General features: G+C 65.5%; 17 protein-coding genes and 1 pseudogene. 6 read left to right on the forward strand and 12 right to left on the reverse strand.

Annotation, left to right across the window (positions count from 1 at the left end):
- Positions 1 to 108 precede the first annotated feature (108 nt).
- The 5 genes from BCD48_RS15355 to BCD48_RS15375 all read right to left on the reverse strand — a co-directional run bounded on the left by BCD48_RS15355 (position 109) and on the right by BCD48_RS15375 (position 3,331).
- Positions 109 to 2,235, reverse strand: coding sequence for a cell division protein FtsK (locus tag BCD48_RS15355; RefSeq protein ID WP_071049053.1), 2,127 nt, complete (start codon positions 2,233 to 2,235; stop codon positions 109 to 111).
- Between the two features lie 81 nt (positions 2,236 to 2,316).
- Positions 2,317 to 2,520, reverse strand: a complete 204-nt coding sequence (locus BCD48_RS15360) for a hypothetical protein (protein ID WP_071049054.1) — start codon at positions 2,518 to 2,520, stop codon at positions 2,317 to 2,319.
- 6 nt (positions 2,521 to 2,526) lie between these two features.
- The gene (locus BCD48_RS15365) at positions 2,527 to 2,856 is read right to left on the reverse strand and encodes a hypothetical protein (protein WP_071049055.1); all 330 of its coding nucleotides are present in this window, start codon (positions 2,854 to 2,856) and stop codon (positions 2,527 to 2,529) included.
- A gap of 38 nt (positions 2,857 to 2,894) precedes the next feature.
- Positions 2,895 to 3,074, reverse strand: coding sequence for a hypothetical protein (locus tag BCD48_RS15370; protein ID WP_131804000.1), 180 nt, complete (start codon positions 3,072 to 3,074; stop codon positions 2,895 to 2,897).
- A gap of 59 nt (positions 3,075 to 3,133) precedes the next feature.
- Complete coding sequence (locus tag BCD48_RS15375) at positions 3,134 to 3,331, reverse strand: hypothetical protein (RefSeq protein ID WP_071049057.1); 198 nt, start codon at positions 3,329 to 3,331, stop codon at positions 3,134 to 3,136.
- Between the two features lie 641 nt (positions 3,332 to 3,972).
- Here BCD48_RS15375 and BCD48_RS15380 point away from each other — a divergent pair.
- Complete coding sequence (locus BCD48_RS15380; RefSeq protein WP_071049058.1) at positions 3,973 to 4,371, forward strand: hypothetical protein; 399 nt, start codon at positions 3,973 to 3,975, stop codon at positions 4,369 to 4,371.
- A gap of 146 nt (positions 4,372 to 4,517) precedes the next feature.
- On the opposite strand, the gene BCD48_RS15385 is transcribed toward BCD48_RS15380, so the two are convergent.
- A complete protein-coding gene (locus BCD48_RS15385) occupies positions 4,518 to 5,684 on the reverse strand; it encodes a helix-turn-helix domain-containing protein (RefSeq protein WP_071049059.1) in 1,167 nt (388 codons plus the stop codon).
- A gap of 216 nt (positions 5,685 to 5,900) precedes the next feature.
- On the opposite strand from BCD48_RS15385, the gene BCD48_RS15390 reads away from it, so the two are divergent.
- Both BCD48_RS15390 and BCD48_RS15395 read left to right on the forward strand, forming a co-directional pair.
- The gene (locus tag BCD48_RS15390; protein ID WP_157910502.1) at positions 5,901 to 6,116 is read left to right on the forward strand and encodes a hypothetical protein; all 216 of its coding nucleotides are present in this window, start codon (positions 5,901 to 5,903) and stop codon (positions 6,114 to 6,116) included.
- A gap of 94 nt (positions 6,117 to 6,210) precedes the next feature.
- Positions 6,211 to 6,696 (forward strand): hypothetical protein, encoded by a 486-nt coding sequence (locus tag BCD48_RS15395; RefSeq protein WP_071049061.1) that lies wholly within the window; start codon positions 6,211 to 6,213, stop codon positions 6,694 to 6,696.
- 12 nt (positions 6,697 to 6,708) lie between these two features.
- Here BCD48_RS15395 and BCD48_RS15400 read toward each other — a convergent pair whose 3' ends face one another.
- Positions 6,709 to 8,055: a hypothetical protein gene (locus tag BCD48_RS15400; RefSeq protein WP_071049062.1), complete on the reverse strand. Its 1,347-nt coding sequence runs from the start codon at positions 8,053 to 8,055 to the stop codon at positions 6,709 to 6,711.
- Positions 8,052 to 8,933 carry a phosphotransferase enzyme family protein gene (locus tag BCD48_RS15405; protein ID WP_071049063.1) on the reverse strand — a complete coding sequence of 294 codons (882 nt, stop codon included), beginning with the start codon at positions 8,931 to 8,933 and terminating at the stop codon, positions 8,052 to 8,054. The genes BCD48_RS15400 and BCD48_RS15405 overlap by 4 nt, the downstream gene beginning before the upstream one ends.
- A gap of 453 nt (positions 8,934 to 9,386) precedes the next feature.
- On the opposite strand from BCD48_RS15405, the gene BCD48_RS50670 reads away from it, so the two are divergent.
- Together BCD48_RS50670 and BCD48_RS46295 are read left to right on the forward strand one after the other, a co-directional pair.
- Entirely contained in the window at positions 9,387 to 10,307 is a 921-nt protein-coding gene (locus BCD48_RS50670) for a hypothetical protein (protein ID WP_131804001.1), read from the forward strand.
- Positions 10,308 to 10,842: 535 nt separating this feature from the next.
- Complete coding sequence (locus tag BCD48_RS46295) at positions 10,843 to 12,819, forward strand: ATP-binding protein (RefSeq protein WP_157910503.1); 1,977 nt, start codon at positions 10,843 to 10,845, stop codon at positions 12,817 to 12,819.
- Positions 12,820 to 13,094: 275 nt separating this feature from the next.
- Here the strand turns inward: BCD48_RS46295 and BCD48_RS15415 are convergent.
- From BCD48_RS15415 to BCD48_RS15425, 4 genes and pseudogenes are all read right to left on the reverse strand, one after another.
- Positions 13,095 to 14,480: pseudogene (locus BCD48_RS15415) on the reverse strand (IS1380 family transposase); the annotation flags it as partial.
- Positions 14,481 to 14,632: 152 nt separating this feature from the next.
- Positions 14,633 to 15,196 carry a tyrosine-type recombinase/integrase gene (locus tag BCD48_RS53600; protein ID WP_241841747.1) on the reverse strand — a complete coding sequence of 188 codons (564 nt, stop codon included), beginning with the start codon at positions 15,194 to 15,196 and terminating at the stop codon, positions 14,633 to 14,635.
- Positions 15,180 to 15,548, reverse strand: a complete 369-nt coding sequence (locus BCD48_RS53605; RefSeq protein WP_241841748.1) for a phage integrase N-terminal SAM-like domain-containing protein — start codon at positions 15,546 to 15,548, stop codon at positions 15,180 to 15,182. The genes BCD48_RS53600 and BCD48_RS53605 overlap by 17 nt, the downstream gene beginning before the upstream one ends.
- Before the next feature lie 403 nt (positions 15,549 to 15,951).
- Positions 15,952 to 17,280: a hypothetical protein gene (locus tag BCD48_RS15425; RefSeq protein ID WP_071049066.1), complete on the reverse strand. Its 1,329-nt coding sequence runs from the start codon at positions 17,278 to 17,280 to the stop codon at positions 15,952 to 15,954.
- Positions 17,281 to 17,511: 231 nt separating this feature from the next.
- Here BCD48_RS15425 and BCD48_RS49110 point away from each other — a divergent pair, with 231 nt between their 5' ends.
- Entirely contained in the window at positions 17,512 to 18,531 is a 1,020-nt protein-coding gene (locus tag BCD48_RS49110) for a hypothetical protein (RefSeq protein WP_071049065.1), read from the forward strand.
- Positions 18,532 to 18,695: the final 164 nt, after the last annotated feature.

Below are 18,695 nucleotides of genomic sequence, written 5' to 3' on the forward strand. Positions count from 1 at the left end.
CTGGGTGAACTTCCTCCGCATCGATCCCATCCCCGGATCTCCCTGGTAGTCAGTGATAAGTACGTCCACTGTCTACAGAACCGGGATCACTCCACCCCCCGCATGCCGCTACACGTCGGCGCGGGCGCGGTGGGCCTTGCGGATGGCGTCGGCACGGGCGCCTTTGCGGACCTGGCCGTCCCGGCGGACGTCCACCGAGGGCACGCCGAACGCGCGAAGCTGGGCGCTGATCGCGTCGGGCGTGGCATCGCGGTAGTGCTCTGGGTAGGCGGTCGCCAGCCGTCCGGCCAACTCGGCCCAGTGCAGGCCGCGGGCGCCGTCCGCGAACACCGACAGCGCGTCGGCCAAGACGTCGCGCTCTTCGCGGTGGGCGATCTGCCCGACTGCCTGGCCGGAAAGGGTTCCGACGTGTTCGCGGAGCTTTCGGGCGATGGCGAGAAGGTGCGCGGCATCCTCCGCATCTGCCAGGAAGGTCCGGACGGTGGGGCTGGTGTCGCTCGCGCCGCGCAGGATTCCCGCGCCCTTGTGCTCGGCCGCGAGCGTGGACGAGTCGAGCCCTTCACTGAACGCTCCGGCGCCGAGAACAAGGTCCGAGACCTGCCACGATCCGGTGCGTAGGGAGAAACGGATGATGTGGTTGTCGCGGAAGTCGGTGAACTTCTTCGCGACGTCGCCGCTTCCGATGCCCGACGGCCGTTGCGTGGCGCTGCCGATGATGACCCCGGCCGCCGGGGCCACCCGGATGAGGTAGACGAGCAGCGACGCGATTTCGCTGTCGGCGGTGGGGCTTCCGGTCGCGAACCATTCTTGGAACTCGTCCAGGAGCAGGAGCCGGACGGGCATGCCGTACTTCGGGTCTCGGGCGATCTCGCGGGTGAGCTTCCCTTCGGGCACCACGTCCGGGGGCAGGTCGGACAGCGCGAGGTACCGGGCCTGTACGTCCTTCCGGATCTCGCGCAACGTGTCGATGAGGATCTCGACTGGATCACCGTCGCGGGTCGGTGCGAGCCCGAAGACCGCGCGGTCCGCGATGGCCTCGAACTTGCGCCAGTCGGGCTTTCCGCCGCCGTCGGCGACCGTGATCCGTACATACGGGTCGAGGGCGGCGAACAGACCGAGCGAGCGGAGCGCGAACGTCCATCCTTGTCGGGGCTGAGCCCCGACAAGGATGGACTGCCATAGGAGGTCGATCGTCACGGGGCGGGCTCGTTCGTCCAGCCCGAACGGGGCAGGGGTCCAGATGTCGGTTGGCCTGCCACGTAGGAGTGGGGTCCGGCCGGCGGGGATCGCGAGCGGGTCACGGTCGGCCACCCACAGGGTGTGGCGGCGGTGCGACGTCGGGTCTCGGGTCAGGAAGACCTGCGTGACCGCGACATCCAGCCCGGACGCGATCGCGCCGTGCGCTCTCACGGTGTCCGTGAAGCCCTTCCCATAGGGAAGATCCACGGTGACACGGGAGCCGTCGCCGTCGCGGGCCATGGGCGACCCGAACGTGATGCGCTGGTCATCCTTGTCCGCGCCGAGCTTCGCGGCGTAGTAGGCGCGGAGCACGATGTCGGCGGACAGCTTGCGGAACCGTGGCGCGACAACGGCCGCGGCGATCAGAGGCCGTCCTACTGGCCGCCCGACGTAGGCCAGGGACCCCACGAGCGGCAGCCACACGAGCAGCCATCCGGGCTGGGTCGGCGGCCCGAATGCCGAGCCGAGCACGGCGATTGCGGTCAACGCGCCGGCGCCAGCGTCAGCGACGATCAGGGTTCGGGTGCGACGGGTGGCGCGAACCTCGCGGTCCAGGCGCAGCCACACGGCCGTGTCGCGAACCTCTGCGACAGCCTGGCGTACCGGGGTGGACTCGGCGTGCGTCCACCACCGGACGAACCGCACGGCGACTCTCCCGGCGCCAACCACGGCCGCCTGCACGATCACGGCGAGATACCAGGGGAGACGGACGGCGTGATAGGCGCTGGCGTGCGCCCACCGGCCGCCAACGTGCCGGGCGGTCGCGGTGAGCTGGTCACGGCGCAGGCTCGCCGGGATCACCGGCCGGCGGGCGATGTCGACCGCGCCGGGTGGGGTGGGGTCCACCGGCACCGGCACACGATCCGGGACTGGGTCGAGTGGCCATTCGTAACTTCGTTCGCGGCCGGACAGCGTTTCGAGTTCGGTGAGAACGGCGGGGACGTCGGGAACCCAGCCTGAGCGTTCAACGGGCACGGGAAGGTGGTCTTCGGACACGGCGGAACTCCGAACGATTCGGGGGCCGGTGCGTCCCGCCGTGCGGGCACGGCGGGACGCACCTCCCGGGAAATGGGGGATCTAGCTCCAGTGGATGGGCAGCGACCGGAAGAAGTCTCGGATGGCCGTGGCGACGTCGGTGAGTGTGGGAACGAATCCCGAGCCGGCCCAGAACCAGCCGAGCAGAATGCACACGATCGGCACGAGGCTACGAGCGCGTAGCCGGGGCGCGATCAGAGAGGCCGCGAGCAGGAGCCCGAGAAGAATGACGATTGTCGTCTGCATACCCGGCTAGACCTCGCTTTCGCTCTCGCTGTCGGTGGCCTCGGTCATCTCTGGCGGGATCTCGAACCCGGCCTCGGTGACCCATATGCGGTACGCGCCGCGCCATTCCCGGTAAGTCTTCTTTCGGTACTGGCGGATGAGGCGGTACGCCGCGTCGATGACGTCGACGACCTCTTGGTCGTGCTCCGGCGTGGACATGAAAACGAGATGCAGAACCTCGGTAGCGGTGTAGGTCGCCATGTGGTCGGCGTGCGCCTTCTCGGACCGCAACGCCAGATCGTCCAAGGTCAGCGACCCGAGGTCGGCGGCCGAGGTCTTGCCGTGCGTGGAGGACATGACTATCCCTTCGGAACATCGGAAAGCGGGGAGGAGGGTCAGCGAATCGTCAGGGCGAGAATCTGCGGCGTGAACCGCGCGGCGGATGCGAGAAGCCACAGCACGGCGAGCCACACGACGGCGCCGACGCGACGTGGCTTCACACGGCGCCAGGACAGGCCCAGAACCAGCACGGTTTCCAGCAGCCACCACACGACGTCCGGGAACAGCAGCACCATTCCTGGAATCGGAGCGGTCGCGGGAACTCCCGGGAACGGGTCGAGCCCGATGGCGAACCTCACCTACTGCGCCCGCGCTGCACCAGCGCGACCGCGCCCCAGACGAGGCCACCGACCACGAGGAACGGGCCCACGACCGGAATGGCGTACCGCGCGACGTACGAGACTGCGAACAGCACGAGGTATAGAAGCGCGATGAGCAGCGACCAGCGGATCAGCTGCCACAACAGGGAGGGGCGGTAAACATAGCGAGGCATGAGAGGCTCCCGAGGAAGTTGGCGAGAGATGCGCCGCCGGGGGTGTTTCCCGTGGCGCGCTGACATCGCCAGTATTGGCCTCGCCGCGCGGGTGTTTTGCTCCCGTTATTGGCCACGAATATGCCCCGATAATTGGCGTCGCATTGACGCCGAAACGGGCCGCGTAGTGCCCGCGGAACTGAGCCGTATCGTGGCACGGAACATGGCAGCAGATCGGTTACAGATCCGAGCAGGGGCCACCCACCGCAGTGCCCAGAGCTGCCCTTTCCGCGTGTGAGTCGTCAGGTGAGTCGTCAGGCCGCGCACGTCTCGGGCCGGAGCGCTCCCGTGGCCGGATCGGCGTCGGCCAAGATCCGGATCGGCGTCTCTGCGCATCGAGCCGCGCTCGCCGCGCCGAGTGCGGGACGCTCCCCACGTTGTCGCAGGCCAACGGCTCGGCAGGCCGTCGCCGGCAAGCACACGTCACCAACTGTGGAGCGGACTCAGTAGACGCTACTGACCGCAAACGTAGCGATCGGCGACAAACGTGAGATAGTAGTTGGCGTTGCCCGTAAGCACCCCGCGGTCGGGCAACACCAGACACGGAAGGAGGAACCGCGGCGGGGGAAGCGGGGGCCACACAGGCCCTTGCCGAACGCCACATGCACACCAACAGCAGGCCGGACGTTGAGACGGTCGAAACCCTCCTCTGTAAGGCCCGACGCCACGGCGCCGGTGCCCCGGAGCTGGCACGACACAGACCGGACCTCGTCGACCTGCTCAACCCGCCTGACGGCACCAGCCCGAAAGCGCGGGCATTACTCGCCGAGCGGATCATCAGAGCCGCGATCGACAGGCTCGACCCGCCGGCAGACCAGGCTATGAGGACTCTGTTCGGCCTGACGGCCGACACCCGGCGGAAGAGCGTCGCCTACCGCCGGGACGAAGCGGCGTACCTCATGAGCATCACCCCCGGCGCCTTCCGCCGCCCCCACCGGGAAGGCTCCATGATCCTCGATATCGCCTTCGAGATCGTGACCGCTGACTGCCCCCAGCGGTAAGGCGAGAAGCGGGCCGCGCGGAGCAACCAGCCGCGCGGCCCGATCGTTTCTGCGCGTGCTTGCAAAGTGCTAGCTGTAGTTAGCAGTGGAAGAAATGTCGGCCGATGGGCTCGGTGCGACGTCGGACGATGCGTGCTTGCTGGGTGCTAACTGGAGCTAGCAAGTCGCTCGGCGTGGGCGTGGTGCATGAACGATGCGAGTAGGCGAGTGGCTTCACGCAACGAGCCGGGCGCGGATGGGGAGCGCTTCACGTCGGCGGCTAGTTGGTCAATCCGCGCGATGGCCCGGCCCGAACAGATGTCGTCGGCGCCGTCGATGAGGCTGCCTACGGTCGACTCCGCATCGACCCAAGCTCCCGCGCGTGCTTGCGCTTGCGCCAACTGGGCGATGACCAAGGTGAGATAAAGATCGTCCGAGCGGGCGGTTAGGTACCCCTGCCAGGTATCTATGGCCGTGTCGTACCGGCCTAGATCACGGAAGAGCGCAGCCTTCTGCAACTGCATCTGTTCGTCGTTTATCCACCATGACCAGTACGGGTCTGACTCGCGTACACCGTCGCCGTACTCGGCCATCGCCTTGAGCCAGATTCTCAGAGCCTCGCCGTCGCCTCGCCGTCCGAGTGCGCGCGCCTCCCGCACGTGGAACAGCGTGGACAGGCGCGGCGACAGAGTCTGTTCCAGTACCCCACGAGTCAGATAGAGGGCCTCTGTCGCCCTGCCCGTCTCGCACAAGTGCATGGACTCGTTCTGGATCACAAAGATTTCCATACTGTGGTCGCCAGCCGCCGCCGCATGGTGCAGTGCTCTACTGTTCGCCCGATCGACATCGTCCGGCCGGGCGGCATCGATGAGTTGCCATCCGGCTACCTCAAAGAGTTCCGCGGCAGCCGCGTGCGCGTCCGAGTTATATCCGGCGCGGATACCAGCCTCGTCGATCCGCCGTTCAAACGCGTGCGCCGAGTCGAGAGCGACATTCGCGACGCGCATCCCACCGAAGGAGTGCTCCATGGTGAGTAGCTGCTTGACACGATCGCGTGCACTTTCGATGTGGGCGGCTCCGACCGGCTCTTTGGGAGCTACCCTGAAAGACTCGCTGGGCGTCTGTGCTGGCGTGCCTTCGAGGAGATCGTCGAGATCGCTCAGCGATATTTGGAGGATCTCAGCCAGCGCCGAGCGTGTGGCGGGCTGAGGCTGTACCTCGCCGCGCTCCCAGCGAGCGACCGTCGACCGCGACGTGTGCAGGGCCTCTGCGAGGCTCTCCTGTGAGTGCCCCACGGCCTTGCGGCGTGCCGCGAGCCCGGAACGCTTCCCCATGGGTCAATTCTGCGCCATCGGTCCGGCCATTTTCGGACTGTTACCCCAACGCCGCGCCCACCACCGTGGAAGTGGCTCCCGGGCCGGTAGCCGCCAGGCCCCCGCCGGCCCGGGACGCGCAGTACGAAGACCCACCCACACGACACAGCGCGGGACGGTGACCACGTGACCAGGCCACAGACTACGAAAGCCCAGCCGCCGGCAACGGTGGTGACCGTGAAGGTTGCGCCCGGCGCGACCATCGCCGAACTGGCCGCGAGCATCGCCCATCTGCCGGACGGCGCCGTGTTCATCGGCGGCTACGGCGACATCGGCGTGGTGCTCGTGTTCGGCCCGGCCGACGGCTCCGCGACCGAGCGGGACGTACTCGCGGCCGTGGTCGGTGCGCTGACCCCGGCCGACTTCGCCCGGCCGGGAACACCTCAGCGCTAACTCCAGCAAGCATCGTGCAAGCGCAGGTCAGCCATCGTTCGCTGCGGAGTCTGTACGGCCGGGGGGTCGTAGGTGGCCGGCAGAAGGAGAAGCCATGTCGGCCATGATGATCGAACTTGACGGGAGCGACGCCGTCCCGGTGCCGGTGACTGTCGCTCCGGTTCCGCTGCCGCGCCGCCCGGGTGTGCTCGTGGACGTCTACCCGCGGCCGGAGTTCGTCCGGGCTGGCTGGCATCCGCCCGACTCGGTGGCCTCCCAGCTCGCCCAGGAGAACGCGGCTCGGGTGCTCGTGGCATGTCCGGCGCTCGTCTCTCCCGCATCCAGCAGGCTCGCGCTCGCGGTCGCACGCATCCTGGCCGATCAGCGGGACGCGCTCCATGCCGGCCCGCAACCGGTCGTGACGTGCGGCGTCCGGCCGCGCTGTGGCTGGGAAGGCGGCGGGGTGATCGTGCCGCATCCGGTAACCGTCTTTATCCGGGGCACCGCGCAATACCGCGTCGTCTGGGAAGTCACCCGTGCGGAACAGATCCCAGCGTGGCGCGCCGGCCTGGCACGGGTACCAGCGCTCAGCGACGTTTGACGCTGCCGCTCGTCAGTTCCGATTCTCCGAACGCGTGGTGCGGCGGATCTGGTAGCGCTCGGCGAGAAGGAGCACGGCGAATACTGCTCCGGCGGCAAGGATCATCCCGAGAACAGCCAAATACATGTCGTGATAATGGGACCAATCGAACATGGATCTGTCGCCGTCTACTTGGGTGTAGTTTCCACCGAAGAAACCGAGGATGATTCCGATCGGAACGGCGATCGTCGACAGGAGGCCGATCGCGACACCGTAGCGCAGCCTGCGCAGGTCCCGGCGCTGGGCGTCCAGGGACGTCTGGGAAGCCTCTTCAGCAGCTAGCACCGACGTGGCACGGGCAAGCATCGTGGAGACGGTCGCGATGCTGTCGCGCAGCCCCGTGCAGGCCACGAGCTGGCGGTGAAAGTTCTCCACCCTCAACGCCGGGATAAGAATGCCGATCTCGCACGCCGCCTCGACGCCGAACGTCAGCGCTAGTTCCTGCTCAGCTAATTTCTCGTGGAGCCGAGCTAGCTCGGCCCGGCGCGTCGGCGTGGTCATCGTGGTGCGTGCCGTGCCGAGTTCGCGCACCCGGAGCAAGGTCTCGTACGCGGCGAATCTGACCGAGCGTATCTTGCAGGACGCTGCGACAACCTGCACTGCGGACAGCAGTGCGCAGTTTTCAATGTAGTCCTGTTGCGCGGCCAGTACAGAAACGTAGGCACCGACAGCCGCTCCGCTGGTCGGCCGGCGGTTGAGTTCGGCCGGATACTGAATCGACGAATACTCTGGGTTCGCGTCGAGATCAGCCCGGTAGATGAGCCGCTGGATCGTGTCCTCGGGCAGTGTGGCGGAGGTGAACACCATCTGGTGGCGCTGTGAGGTTAGCTCCAGCGGACCCCCACCGGTCTGCCGGACCGTGGCGTTCGCCCCGTCGAGCAGGTCAGCCGCTGCCACGTCGAGCGTGTTGCTATCAACGGTGAGGTCGTCGTAGTAGAGATCCTCGAGAAACGGGATCAGTGCGAGCGGGTCGCAGTCAAGGTCGACGGACAGCACGGCGACCACGGGACCGGCTTGGACGTCGAACAGCCACAGTCGCCCCGCCCGGATCGTCGCCGCGGTTCCTGCGCCCCGGCGGAACGCCAATGTCGCCGGATCGAGATCGCGCACGGCCAGGACACGCGGAAGTTGGTTGTCGGCATCGCGGTAGAACCCTGCCAGCCGGCCCAACCGTAGGTACGTCTCGGGAAGCTGGCCGTCGGCGCGTAGCAGGTCTGCTGTCTCCGCGCTGGTGGCGATCACGATGGACAGCCGGTGCGATGGCCGGGCCACGATCGGGTCAAACGGCAGCCCTGCGGCGGCCGGCGGAGTGGCGCTCAATGCGCGTGCCAACGGGTCGCGGGCGGGCCGACCGGTTCACCGATGGTCCCAATCCGCAGCCTGATCTCATCGTCGATCACGGCCGAGGTCCCGTACTGCTGCAACAGCCAACTGACCATTCCCAGCTCCCGCAGTCGGACCAGCGTCTCAGCGTCCGGGGATGTTCGTAGGTCGAAGCCGTACGCGGTGCAGAACGCCTGGTACTCGGACTCGGCCAGCCCGAAGCGGCGCACGGTCACCAGGTTCGGGACCAGGTCCCACTCCCGCGGACCGCGGCAGACCTGATCAAAATCGATCAGGAGTAGGCGTCGTCCCGGCAGGCACAGCACGTTGCCGTAGTGCATGTCCCCGTGCATCACCCCTACGCCGAGCCGGTCTGACAGCCGATCGACCGCTGTCTCCAACGACGCGAGTAGGTCGACCAACGGCCCGGTCAACGACGGGTCGAGTCCGTCGCGCTCCGCCGCAGCCAACCGCGCCCGAATCAGCCCGAACGGCTCCCACGCACCGAGGAGATCGGCTTCCGGCGCGGCCAGGTCGTGGAACTGGCGGACCAACCCGCCCAGCTCGGGGGCGCTCACCCGGCAGCCCTCATCGACGTCATGCAACGTCCACAGCGTCACGACGCCAGTCGACGTCACGATCGGTTGTGCCAGCTCAGGCAGGTCAGCAGGCTCCGAAACAGGCATCCCACGCGCCGCAATCCGCCGCACGAACTTCACCGTCCGAGCGACGTCGGCCGCTTCCGTGGACGGCCGAGCCACCCGGACCACCAGCCGCCGCTCCCGGAACGCGTACAACGCGTTCTCCCCGAACCGCAGTAGCTGCATGTCGGGCGGGTCCACGCCCAGCCGCGCCAGCACATCGAACGCCGCCATCCGGGCGTCCGACTCCTTCCATGCCATGGATAGCCCTACTCGCCAACCTGGATCGCCAGCGGGGTCAGGCCGGCCGCCGTCAGCGATCCATTCTCGCGGGCGAGGCAGACAACGATGCCAGTTCGCGCGCTCAACGTCATAGTCACGTTCGCTCCCGGGGCAGCCTGCCACTCAGCCTATGCGCCTGGACCCGGACGTGAGGCCGACCAGCTAGGTCTGGTCGCCACACACTTTCGATGCTGCCACCTAAGATCAACAAGATCCGTCTAACGCCGAGGTGCACGTAGCGCTGACACAGAGTGCTCGCCGTCGCGCCGGGTGAGCACCCGACAAATCCAGACAGCCGAACGTGGCGAGTTGCACCTCGCCGTCTGCCCGTCGCACACGCTGCCCAATAACACCCCCAAGGACCGGTGCCTTGGCGTATGCTGCCGGACGTACTGAAGGGGGATCATGACTTCCATCCGTTTTTGGGACGGCAAGGAATGGGAACGCCATTGCCTGTCGATCCTTCGACTCCACCATGGCGCACACGAGCTACATGAGGTCCCAGACCGCCATGGAGGCGATCTAGGCCTTGAAGCCTTCAGTGCGGACGGATGTGCTTACCAGTGCTATGCGGCCGAGGAACCATTGCCGACTAGCGTTCTTTATGAGAAGCAGCGAGACAAACTCACCACCGACGTATCGAAGCTTCGCGAAAAACACAAGGAACTTATCAAACTTCTGGGTAGCGTCAGACTCAAGCGATACGGTTTTATGGTGCACCGCCACGACTCTCATAAGCTGGTACAACACGGCAAGTCTAAGGCTGCGGAGGTTCGCGCGTGGAACCTAGAGTTCATCGCGGATGACTTCGATATTGTTGTCATGACGGACGAGGCATTCCCGCGCGAGCGGTCAAGCCTTCTCGGTATACCGGTTCCTCAGATGAGAATCGAGCCTGAAGAGACTGAAAGCGTCGCCTCGTGGCGAGATCAGCACGGCCACCTTCTCGCCACGATCGACGCCAAGCTATCTGTCATCTTGAAATCACCTGTGGGACGCCTCCGCTACTCTGACGAGTTGATACGCGCCTACCTAGTTGGCGAAAATCGTTTGTCGCAGATGCGAGATCGGTACCCAGATCAATGGCAAGCGGCATCGATCTGCCGAGCGAATAAGGAGAGCTATCTGGTACTCGAATATTCGAGTACCGTGGCGCAGCCTACGGCCCGCGACGTGACAGATATCGCGGTCGATCTAGCACACGAACTCGTTGCTGCCGTGCCAGCGATCGATGAGGGACTTGCGAAAGAAATCGCTTGGTCATCGATTGCCGACTGGCTCATGAGATGCCCTCTCGATTTTTTCGGAGAGGAGAATGCCGCGTGACCGCCAACGCGCTGGAGGACCTATTCAGTTCAGTCAACGCGCCGATCCGATTTGCGCGGCGACCAGAACCGATACCTCCAGACTTGAGGTTGGCTTGGCGAATCTCATCGGTGATACTAATTCTTAGTCGGTGCCGCGGCAGCAGTGCAACCCTCGCTCAAACGCACATACTCGGTTGGGCGATCCGAAACTCGAGAACCCGCGAGACTTTCCTTCGCTGGGTAAGAGGAGAAAAACGCCCTGATGATATCGTTGTTCGCTTCGATCCATCGTTGAGCCGCACGATTGACTTGTCCATCGGAGCCGGGCTTGTTGCGCAAAAGAACTCGAGAGTTATAGCGCTAACTTCTCTAGGAACTGCCTTCGCGCGTGATCTTGAACGTCAGCGAACAGTGCTTGTTGGCGAAAAGACATTTCTTTCGAACCTTCCAAGGAGGATGTCGCAGAAATACATTGACGAAGTTGTCTCCTTCGAAGGATAGCGATGCGGCTTAAGATTCGGCGACTCGAACTCCGCGCCTCAACGACCGGACCCATGGTCGGAACATCACTCGATTTTTCCGATGGTCTAAACATCATCCGAGCAGATAATTCAAGCGGTAAGTCAACCTGCCTTCAAGCGATCATCTATGCGCTTGGGCTTGAAGGGATGCTCAGTGCGAGGAGAGAAATTCCCCTCCCTCACGCAATGACTCATGCAGTCGATATCGACGGTCTGGATTTTGCAGTTCTCGAATCCCATGTGAGCCTTGAGATAGAGAATGACAGGGGTGAGGTCCTAACGGTACGACGTGCGGTGAAGTCTGACGCGGTGGAACGCTCACTCGTGCAGACATGGGAAGGTCCGCAATTGACTGCGAGCGGAGACTACCCACGCCGCGATTATTTCGTTCGCCGTCCGGGAGCGGCTCAGCGGGAAGCTGGTTACCAGTATCGTCTGGCCAATTTCGTCGGTTGGAATATCCCTCAGGTTTCTCGACTGGACGGCGCTGAATGTCCACTGTATCTGGAAGCGATTTTCCCATTTCTCTATGTTGAGCAGAAGCACGGCTGGTCCGGCATTCAGGCACGCATCCCCGGATATCTTAGCCTCAGGGATCCTGGTAAACGCGCAGTCGAGTTCATCCTGGGCCTTGAGGCCTACAGCAAGATACTTACGAGGCAGCGACTAATTTCGGTCCGCTCCATGCTGGAAGCTGAGTGGAAGGCGACGATCGGAAGCCTGCGCGTGGCGGGCGAGGCTGCAGGTATCGTAATTTCCGGCCTTCCCGAACGCCTTTCGAAGACTAGGCGTCCTTCGAGTATAAGCCTAATGGTGAGTACCGGATCTGGCTGGATCTCAGTCGACGATGCGCTTAACAACATTGAGAACGAAATCGTCCGACTCGCGCGGGAGGAGACAAGAACCGTCGCCGACCGCGCCACCGACTCCGAAGCAGAGCTGATCGGCGCGCAGCGCAGTCTTGCGGAGAACTCGGCCCTTCTTTCCGCGACCATCGAGGAGCTTGCTGATGTTGGCCGCCGCCGCGCGGCTCTTGACGCGAGGATTGAGGCGCTTGAGGAGGATCTGCAGCGTCACCAAGACCTGAACCTCCTTGAGCGCCTAGGTTCGTCACACGTTAGTTTTCTCGGCGAGCTCAACCAGTGTCCCACTTGTCATCAAGAGTTGCATGATGGCTATGAGATTTCGCATGCCGTGATGAGCGTAGCGGAGAACCTAGACTTCATCTCGCAGCAGCTGTCTACATTTCGTTCGATGCGAGAGGACATCACCCGAGTAGTGCTCGCACTTCAGGCGCGCGAAGGTGCTCTAAGAGAACGAGTAATGGATTCCCGTCGTTCAATCCGGGCCTACAAAGACAGTCTCCTAGAGGCCAATGCGACTCCATCGGCTGGCGATCTGGTGGCTCGTCTAAGGTTTGAGGATCGGAAAGAGTTCTTGGCGCGAACTAGATCTGAGATAGAAAAGATCCTCACTCAATTGCGACAAACGACGGATGCATGGACTGCCAATGAACGATTGATCGCCGATATGAACGACGATCCTCTGAGTGACTTGGATAAGGCGACACTCGATAAACTTCAAGCCTCCGTCAGAGATCAGCTTACGCAATACGAATTTCGTTCCCTCGACTCGGGGTCAGTCGAGATATCGCGAGACACATATCGGCCAATACACGAAGGCTTCGACCTAGGATTCGACCTTTCCGCCAGTGACATGATTCGACTCATCTGGGCGTATCTTCTGGGTCTCTTTGAGGTGGGCAGGAGTCAGACCCAAAATCATCCGCGTCTTCTAGTATTCGATGAGCCGAGACAGCAGGAGACTGCGCGGATTAGCTTTGAACGCCTTCTAACCAGATCGGCCCAGCTTCATCAAGACGCGGCGCCGGGACAAATCATATTTGCAACGAGCGACGATCAGGGCGAGATAGTTCGGATGCTGGGTGATCTGCCGCATAGGCTAATTAGCTTTCCCGCAAGTGGAAAAATTTTACGGGCTATCCCGTAGGAATATGAACCGAGACGTCGCCGCCCTTACTGGCAACGCCGAGTTATAGCAGACGTTCTGCCGAGGACGGTTCCGGGCCGACTAGCCCAGATCTTTCGTGCCTCGGCCAGGTGTGATCGCGGGCTGACCTCCGACCCTTGTTGATGTTGACTTGTGCTGCCCGGTCGAGGTGGGCCGTGGCGGTGTGCCCGCTGTCGCTCGGGTGGGCGCCCGGTCCACGTCCGGGGCGGGTTTCCGTTCTGGTCAGCGGGGTGGGAGGTCGGTGGCCCGGGTTGTCCCGGGGCGGGCAGAGCGCGCAGTGTGTTGATCGCCTGGACGGCCAGCGGGGCCCAGGGGTGATCGGCGCCCAGGTGCAGCACGGTCTGCCGGGCGTGCCGGGCCAGCCGTCCTGCCAGCCAGAACAATCGGTGGCGTAGGCGTTTCGGCTCCCACCGGCGCGCCGGGTGGTCGGCGAGGGCGAGCATCTGGGTCCAGGCGATCAGGTCACAGGCGAGCGCGACGAGGGCGCACCAGATCTGGTTCTGGGCGAAGTCGTGCAGCGGCAGGTTGGTCAGGCCGGTGTCCTTCGCGCCGCGGATGCGGTCCTCGCAGCGGGCGCGGCGGCGGTGGCGTAGTTCCAGGTCGGCGAGCTGGCCGCGGGGCGTGTTCGTCGCGAACGCGGTGATCCGGTTGCCGTCAACGTCGGTGATCCGCAGCTGGGCGCCGGGGTGCGGTCGTTCCTTACGGGCGATGACCCGCATCCCCGGCGGCCAGCCGGTCAGGTCCATCAGACCGGTCAGTTCGGCGACGAACGCGCCGGGGCGGGGCAGGCGGTCGGCGTCGTAGGCCGGCGTCCACGCCGCCGCGGGGAGCCTGCCGATCAGCTGGGCGGCGTCGTCGGGCAGGGTGAACCCGACCGAGTAGCCCACCCGGCGCCGGTGCAACCACTGAACGAAGGCGTGGGTGCCGCCGGCCGAGTCGGCGCGGACGAGCACCGATCGTGACCTGTGCAGCCGTCGCGGCAGCTGGCCGAGCGCGGAGGTCGCGACCGCGATGTGGTCAGCCGCCGTGTTCGACCCGGCATTACCCGCCCGCAGCAACACGGCCGCCGGCTCCCCGGCGCCGGTAGCGCCGTGGTCGATGAACGCCCACAACGGGTGGAAGCCATATCCCTTCTTGAACGTCGGCCGGGCCTGCTCCTTCTCCGAATGGGCCGTGACCAGGGTGGCGTCCAGGTCCACGACCAGCGGGTCATCCGCCGACACCGCGTGGTCGGGCGCGTGGCGACCCGCGAACGACCACACCCGGCCACGCGCGACCGCTCTCGCCCGGCCGATCGCCGCGAGCACCCGGTCCGCCTCACCGGCGAGGCGGTCGACCGTCCGTGACACCGTCGGGTCCGAGGCCACCAGCCCGAACAGTTCCGGCTCGGCGCGCAGCAGCGCGATGTCCGCGAGGCAGTCACCGCCCAGCGCCAGCGACACCGCCAGATCCGTGAGCACCTTCGCCGGGTCATGCGTCGCCAACGGCGACCGCCACCCCGCAAGCTCGTCCGACAGCACCCGGCCCAGCCCACTGACCCGGACCGTCTCGGTCAGCAGCACCCCACCCGCCGCCGACACGACACCCCGCCCGGCCGCGTCCACACGGACAGACGGGTAGACACCGGTACTCTGCACCATGAAGGTGCTCCTTGGTGACGGATGGTTCAGGCCCTCGACAAGCCCGATCCTCCCAGCTCAGGAGCACTTTCCCATTTCCGACACACCCACCAGACGATCACCGGCGTGAAAGCCCCGGGCTAGCAGCCAGCGCCAGCGTCGCGACCCTAGGGCTAAAGACGATCGCCAAGCGCGGCGCGTCTGTGCGCGTCCCGAGCGCGATCGTCGGCGGCCGAGGCTGCGTACCGGCCGACCATCTCGCGGCTTCGCCATCCGGCGAGGCGCATCAGATCTTGTTCCTGGTGGCCCGCGGCGAGCCAGGCGTGGGCGAAGGTGTGCCGGAACTGGTGTGCGTGGAGCTTGGGGACGCCAGCGTCGGCCGCGCGCCGTTCCAGAATCTGGCTTACGCCTGACTCGGTCATCGGCCCCTTCTTGCCGAGCCAGAGCGCAGGGCTCTTGGCCTGACCGTGGCGGGCGCGGGCACGGATGTACCGGCGGAGGGCGTCGGCGGTGCGGTTGCCGTAGGGGACGGCACGGCCGCGCCTGCCTTTGCCCATCACGTGCGCTACGTCGTGGTCGAAGTCGAGGTCTTCGACCTTCAGCCCGACCAGTTCACCGATCCGGATTCCGGTGTCCAGGAACAGGCGGATGATCGCGGCGTCGCGGCGGTTCTCGAAGCTGTTGCCCTTGCAGGTGTCCAGGAGCTTGCGGAGCACGTCGTCACCCAGGATGGGCACCGGCTTGTTCCGGGACCGCGGGCGCGCTCATCCGCTCGAACGGCGTCCGGCTGATCTCGCCGTCTTCCACGAGCCACCGGAAGAGCTGCTGTAGGGACCGATAGTGCTTCGCCACGGTGGCGGCGCTGACGCGCTCGCTGAGCGCCACCATGTACGCCTCAACGTGCTCCCGCGCGATCGCGTTCGCAGCCCTCGGCATGCCCTGCTCGGTGAGGAAGGCGACGAACGACTCCCCACACGTGAGGTAGCTCTTGATCGTCGCGGGGGAGCGGTTGAGGGCCCGCAGATGGCGGCGCCAGTCGGGGAGAAGGGTCGTCAGATCGTCGACAGGGGCAGCATCCGTCGTCTTCACGATCTTGAAGATACTCCGCTGTACGAGCGCTGTCCGGGACTCAGTACTCGCGTATTGCCTGGTGGTGGGGCGGGTGGGGCTCGAACCCACGACCGGAGGATTATGAGTCTTCTTCTCCGGCAGGCTGAGCTGTTGTCGTCGGCTGGCGTGGGGTGTCGTTCACAGCCGTTTTGTGTTGCGGCGTTTGGCAATCGGGCGCGAGGGCCGGTTCGCGTGATCGTTGATCGTGCCGATTGGTGACGGTTCGTGCCGCCGGCTGCGCCGCGGTTCGTCACCGGTTTGGCACCGGTCGACCATCGCGGCTGCACTCATGGCGGTCACCGTCCGTCACATTTGAACGGTCGAAATCGCCGCGCCTTTCCCGCCTGCAGATGGATGAGTTTGGTTGGCGTGTCGGTGCTGGTCAAGCCAGTGTTATGCGTTGTGTCGCGGTGTGTTTGATGTCGTTGTTCTCGATGGGGTCGTCGCGTAGTTCGGTTAGCCATTGGTGGGCGTCGTCGGTGATTAGTGAGGTGTGCTGGGCGGCGAGGTGTCTTACGTCGGGTTCGCAGTCGAGTAGGAAGATCGGCAGGGCGTTCCTGGTGTTGTCGGGGTCGAGGAGCAGCAGGCTGCGGAGGTGGCTGGCGCGTTCGTAGGTGTGTGGTGAGGCGAAGGCCAGGGAGCGCAGTCGGCGTATCAGGCGTGTACGGCTGTCGGTGTGGGTGGTTGGTGGTAGGGGGGCGAGGATGCGGGCGAGGCCTTCGGCGAGCTGGTCGTAGCCACACCACTGGCCGCTGTGTGTGAGTTCATCGACTGCGGTGAGCAGCAGGGGGATGTCCTGTTCGTCGCCATGTTTGGCGAGGAGGTACGCAGCGTCGGGGAACAGAGGGTGGTCGGGGTCGGTGGCCCAGGTTCGGGCGGGTGGGGCGATGAGGGGGCCGAGCGAGAACAGCGTGCTGCGCAGGCCCGGGGGTCGGGTGGGCGCGAGCTGTTCGACGACGTCGAGCAGTTCCGGCATGGGATAGGAGCGGCGTCGAATCTGGCGCAGCGCGAATGCGATGGTGTCGCGGTCGGTGCCGGGCGTGCGTAGCAGGGCGATCAGCTCGGCGTCGGATGCCTCGGCCAGGATGGTCCGGTGGTCTGGGCCTGGAGGACGGGCGGAGCGGGCGGCGTTGAGGACGGCGTCGAGGCGGGGGTCGCGGCCATGCCAGCGTTGCCACGGCTGGCTGTTGGGGAACAGCCGCATCGTGTCATCGGGGTGGATGCGGGCGGCGGCGGTTTCCCAGAGGTCGTCCCACCATTCGACGGGCCACTCGTGGGTGAGTGTCTGTAGGACGTCGATCCAGCGGGCTCCGTCGTGGACGTATTCACGCAGCGCTTCGCGGGCCTGCTCGTTGCCGGTGCGGGCGAGTGCTTCCAGGATTCCGACGGCGAGGTTGAACTGGTTGTGGTCGTCGGCTGGGTCTCGGTGTGGCCAGGAGAGCCGGGGGCCGCAGGCGTGCAGTTGCGTGATCAGCGGGGCCGGGTCGAGGTGCAGGTCGCGTAGGAGCCGGGCGAGGTAGGTGTATCGGTCGTCGACCTGCCAGTCCCAGCGGGTGTCGCGGCTGGTGCATGCGTAGACCAGTCCTGCCTGCTCGCGGTCGCGGCGCAGCTTGATGACCGCGATGCCGTGGCCTCGTTGCAAAGCACCATGCAGGGTGCCGGACGGCGCGTAGTGCCAGTCCTGCGGGTCGTCTTCGAGGTCATGGGTCATCGCGGCAATCATGGGGCCGGTCGGGTGCCCTGTTCCACGGGTTATCGGACCGGTCTGGACCGTTGGTTCGCGTGACGGTAGGTCGGCGGTGTCCGGCCAGGAACCTGCGAAGGTCTATGCGGATGGGCGGTGGGGTCAGGATCGGAATTTGAGGTTCCGGAGGCTCGGGGCGCAGGCGTTCATGTGGCTGCCGCGGGAGTTTTTGTCGTAGCCCGTCGGCATGATCGGGGCGTGGCTGACAAAGGCGCGGTCGGTGAGGCCGTGGACGAGGACGAGCTCCTCCGGATGACACCGGTGAGGATCGAGGAGTACTGGCGGGCACGTGACGTTCGCCGTGTACTGCCGGAGTTACGGGTCGAGGGCAGGTTGGTGGTGGATGCGGTCCCGTGGCGCCGGTTCTGCCATGCGTACGGGCGCGCCGATGATATGCCTGACCTGCTGCACGGGCTGTCCGCCGCCGATCCTGCTGTCGCCTCGCGCAGCCTCAGCGCCCTGTGGAACAGGGTCCGTCATCAGGGTTACAGCTCTGCCCCGGCGGCTTTGGCGGTGCCGTTCCTGATCCGACTGGCCGCCAGTCCGGCCGTACACGATCGCGCCGGCCTGCTGTTGCTGGCGGCCGAGGCCGGCCATCGCAACCACTTCGGGCGTGACCTGTGCCAGGACCTGCTCCAGGTCGCCTATGCGCCCGAGGATCGCCGTGTCGACACCTGGGGGTACCCGGTCGAGTGGACGTTGGAGGCGGCGCGTGCGGCGATCGCGGCGGACGTGTCGTTACTGATCCCGCTGCTCGAGGACACCGACGTGGCGGTGCGGTCGGCTGCAGCGTACGCGCTGGCCACCGCACTCGCGGCGCCACCGGTGGTGGTGCGGGCGTTGCGGGGACGGTTGGCGGTGGAGGACGCCGAGCCGGTGCGGATCAGCCTGGTGCTGGCGCTTGTCCAGCTCGCGGTCGAACGATCCGAGGCGGCAGCGGCCGTGGCGTGGGCTGAGCGGCTGTGGATGGGCGAGGACAATCCGATCGATGTTCGGTTCGCTGGCGCGTTGGGCTGGCTGTGCGCGACTGCGGCGCCCCCTCCCCAGAGCCTGCTCGACCTGCTCGCCACGGCTACCACGGCGGCGATGGAGCGGTGGATGCTGCAGGTTCCGTGGCCGGACGGCATCGCCAGGGAAGGGGGCCTGGCCGCCTGGCTGACCGCGTTTCTGAGCAACGCAGTGGCCGAGAAACCCGAAAACCCGTTCGCGTCCCTGTAGACGACCCGCCACGTCGAGGCGTGGGTGGTGCTCATGGTGTCGCCGGCGTTGAGGCCCGGGTCTCGGGGCTGAAGCGTTCCCGATTTAGTAGACAGACGAATTATGCTGCTTCTGCGGCCTTCGTGTCAAATTGCGTCTCGAACTCGGTGGGGGTCAGATAGCCG

Origin of the sequence: Pseudofrankia coriaricola (assembly GCF_001854805.1) — a bacterium.
Lineage (GTDB): Bacteria > Actinomycetota > Actinomycetes > Frankiales > Frankiaceae > Pseudofrankia.

Bases quoted from the DNA above. Each gene is read 5' to 3' on its own strand.
- BCD48_RS15365 (WP_071049055.1), bottom strand. From the start codon at position 2,856: ATGTCCTCCACGCACGGCAAGACCTCGGCCGCCGACCTCGGGTCGCTG.
- BCD48_RS15405 (WP_071049063.1), bottom strand. From the start codon at position 8,933: ATGGCGGCGTTCGATGTGCTGGCGCGGCTGGGCGTGGACCCGCCCGAC.
- BCD48_RS15385 (WP_071049059.1), bottom strand. From the start codon at position 5,684: ATGGGGAAGCGTTCCGGGCTCGCGGCACGCCGCAAGGCCGTGGGGCAC.
- BCD48_RS15395 (WP_071049061.1), top strand. From the start codon at position 6,211: ATGTCGGCCATGATGATCGAACTTGACGGGAGCGACGCCGTCCCGGTG.
- BCD48_RS50670 (WP_131804001.1), top strand. From the start codon at position 9,387: ATGACTTCCATCCGTTTTTGGGACGGCAAGGAATGGGAACGCCATTGC.
- BCD48_RS15360 (WP_071049054.1), bottom strand. From the start codon at position 2,520: ATGCAGACGACAATCGTCATTCTTCTCGGGCTCCTGCTCGCGGCCTCT.
- BCD48_RS15370 (WP_131804000.1), bottom strand. From the start codon at position 3,074: ATGGTGCTGCTGTTCCCGGACGTCGTGTGGTGGCTGCTGGAAACCGTG.
- BCD48_RS15375 (WP_071049057.1), bottom strand. From the start codon at position 3,331: ATGCCTCGCTATGTTTACCGCCCCTCCCTGTTGTGGCAGCTGATCCGC.
- BCD48_RS15380 (WP_071049058.1), top strand. From the start codon at position 3,973: ATGCACACCAACAGCAGGCCGGACGTTGAGACGGTCGAAACCCTCCTC.
- BCD48_RS46295 (WP_157910503.1), top strand. From the start codon at position 10,843: ATGGTCGGAACATCACTCGATTTTTCCGATGGTCTAAACATCATCCGA.
- BCD48_RS15425 (WP_071049066.1), bottom strand. From the start codon at position 17,280: ATGACCCATGACCTCGAAGACGACCCGCAGGACTGGCACTACGCGCCG.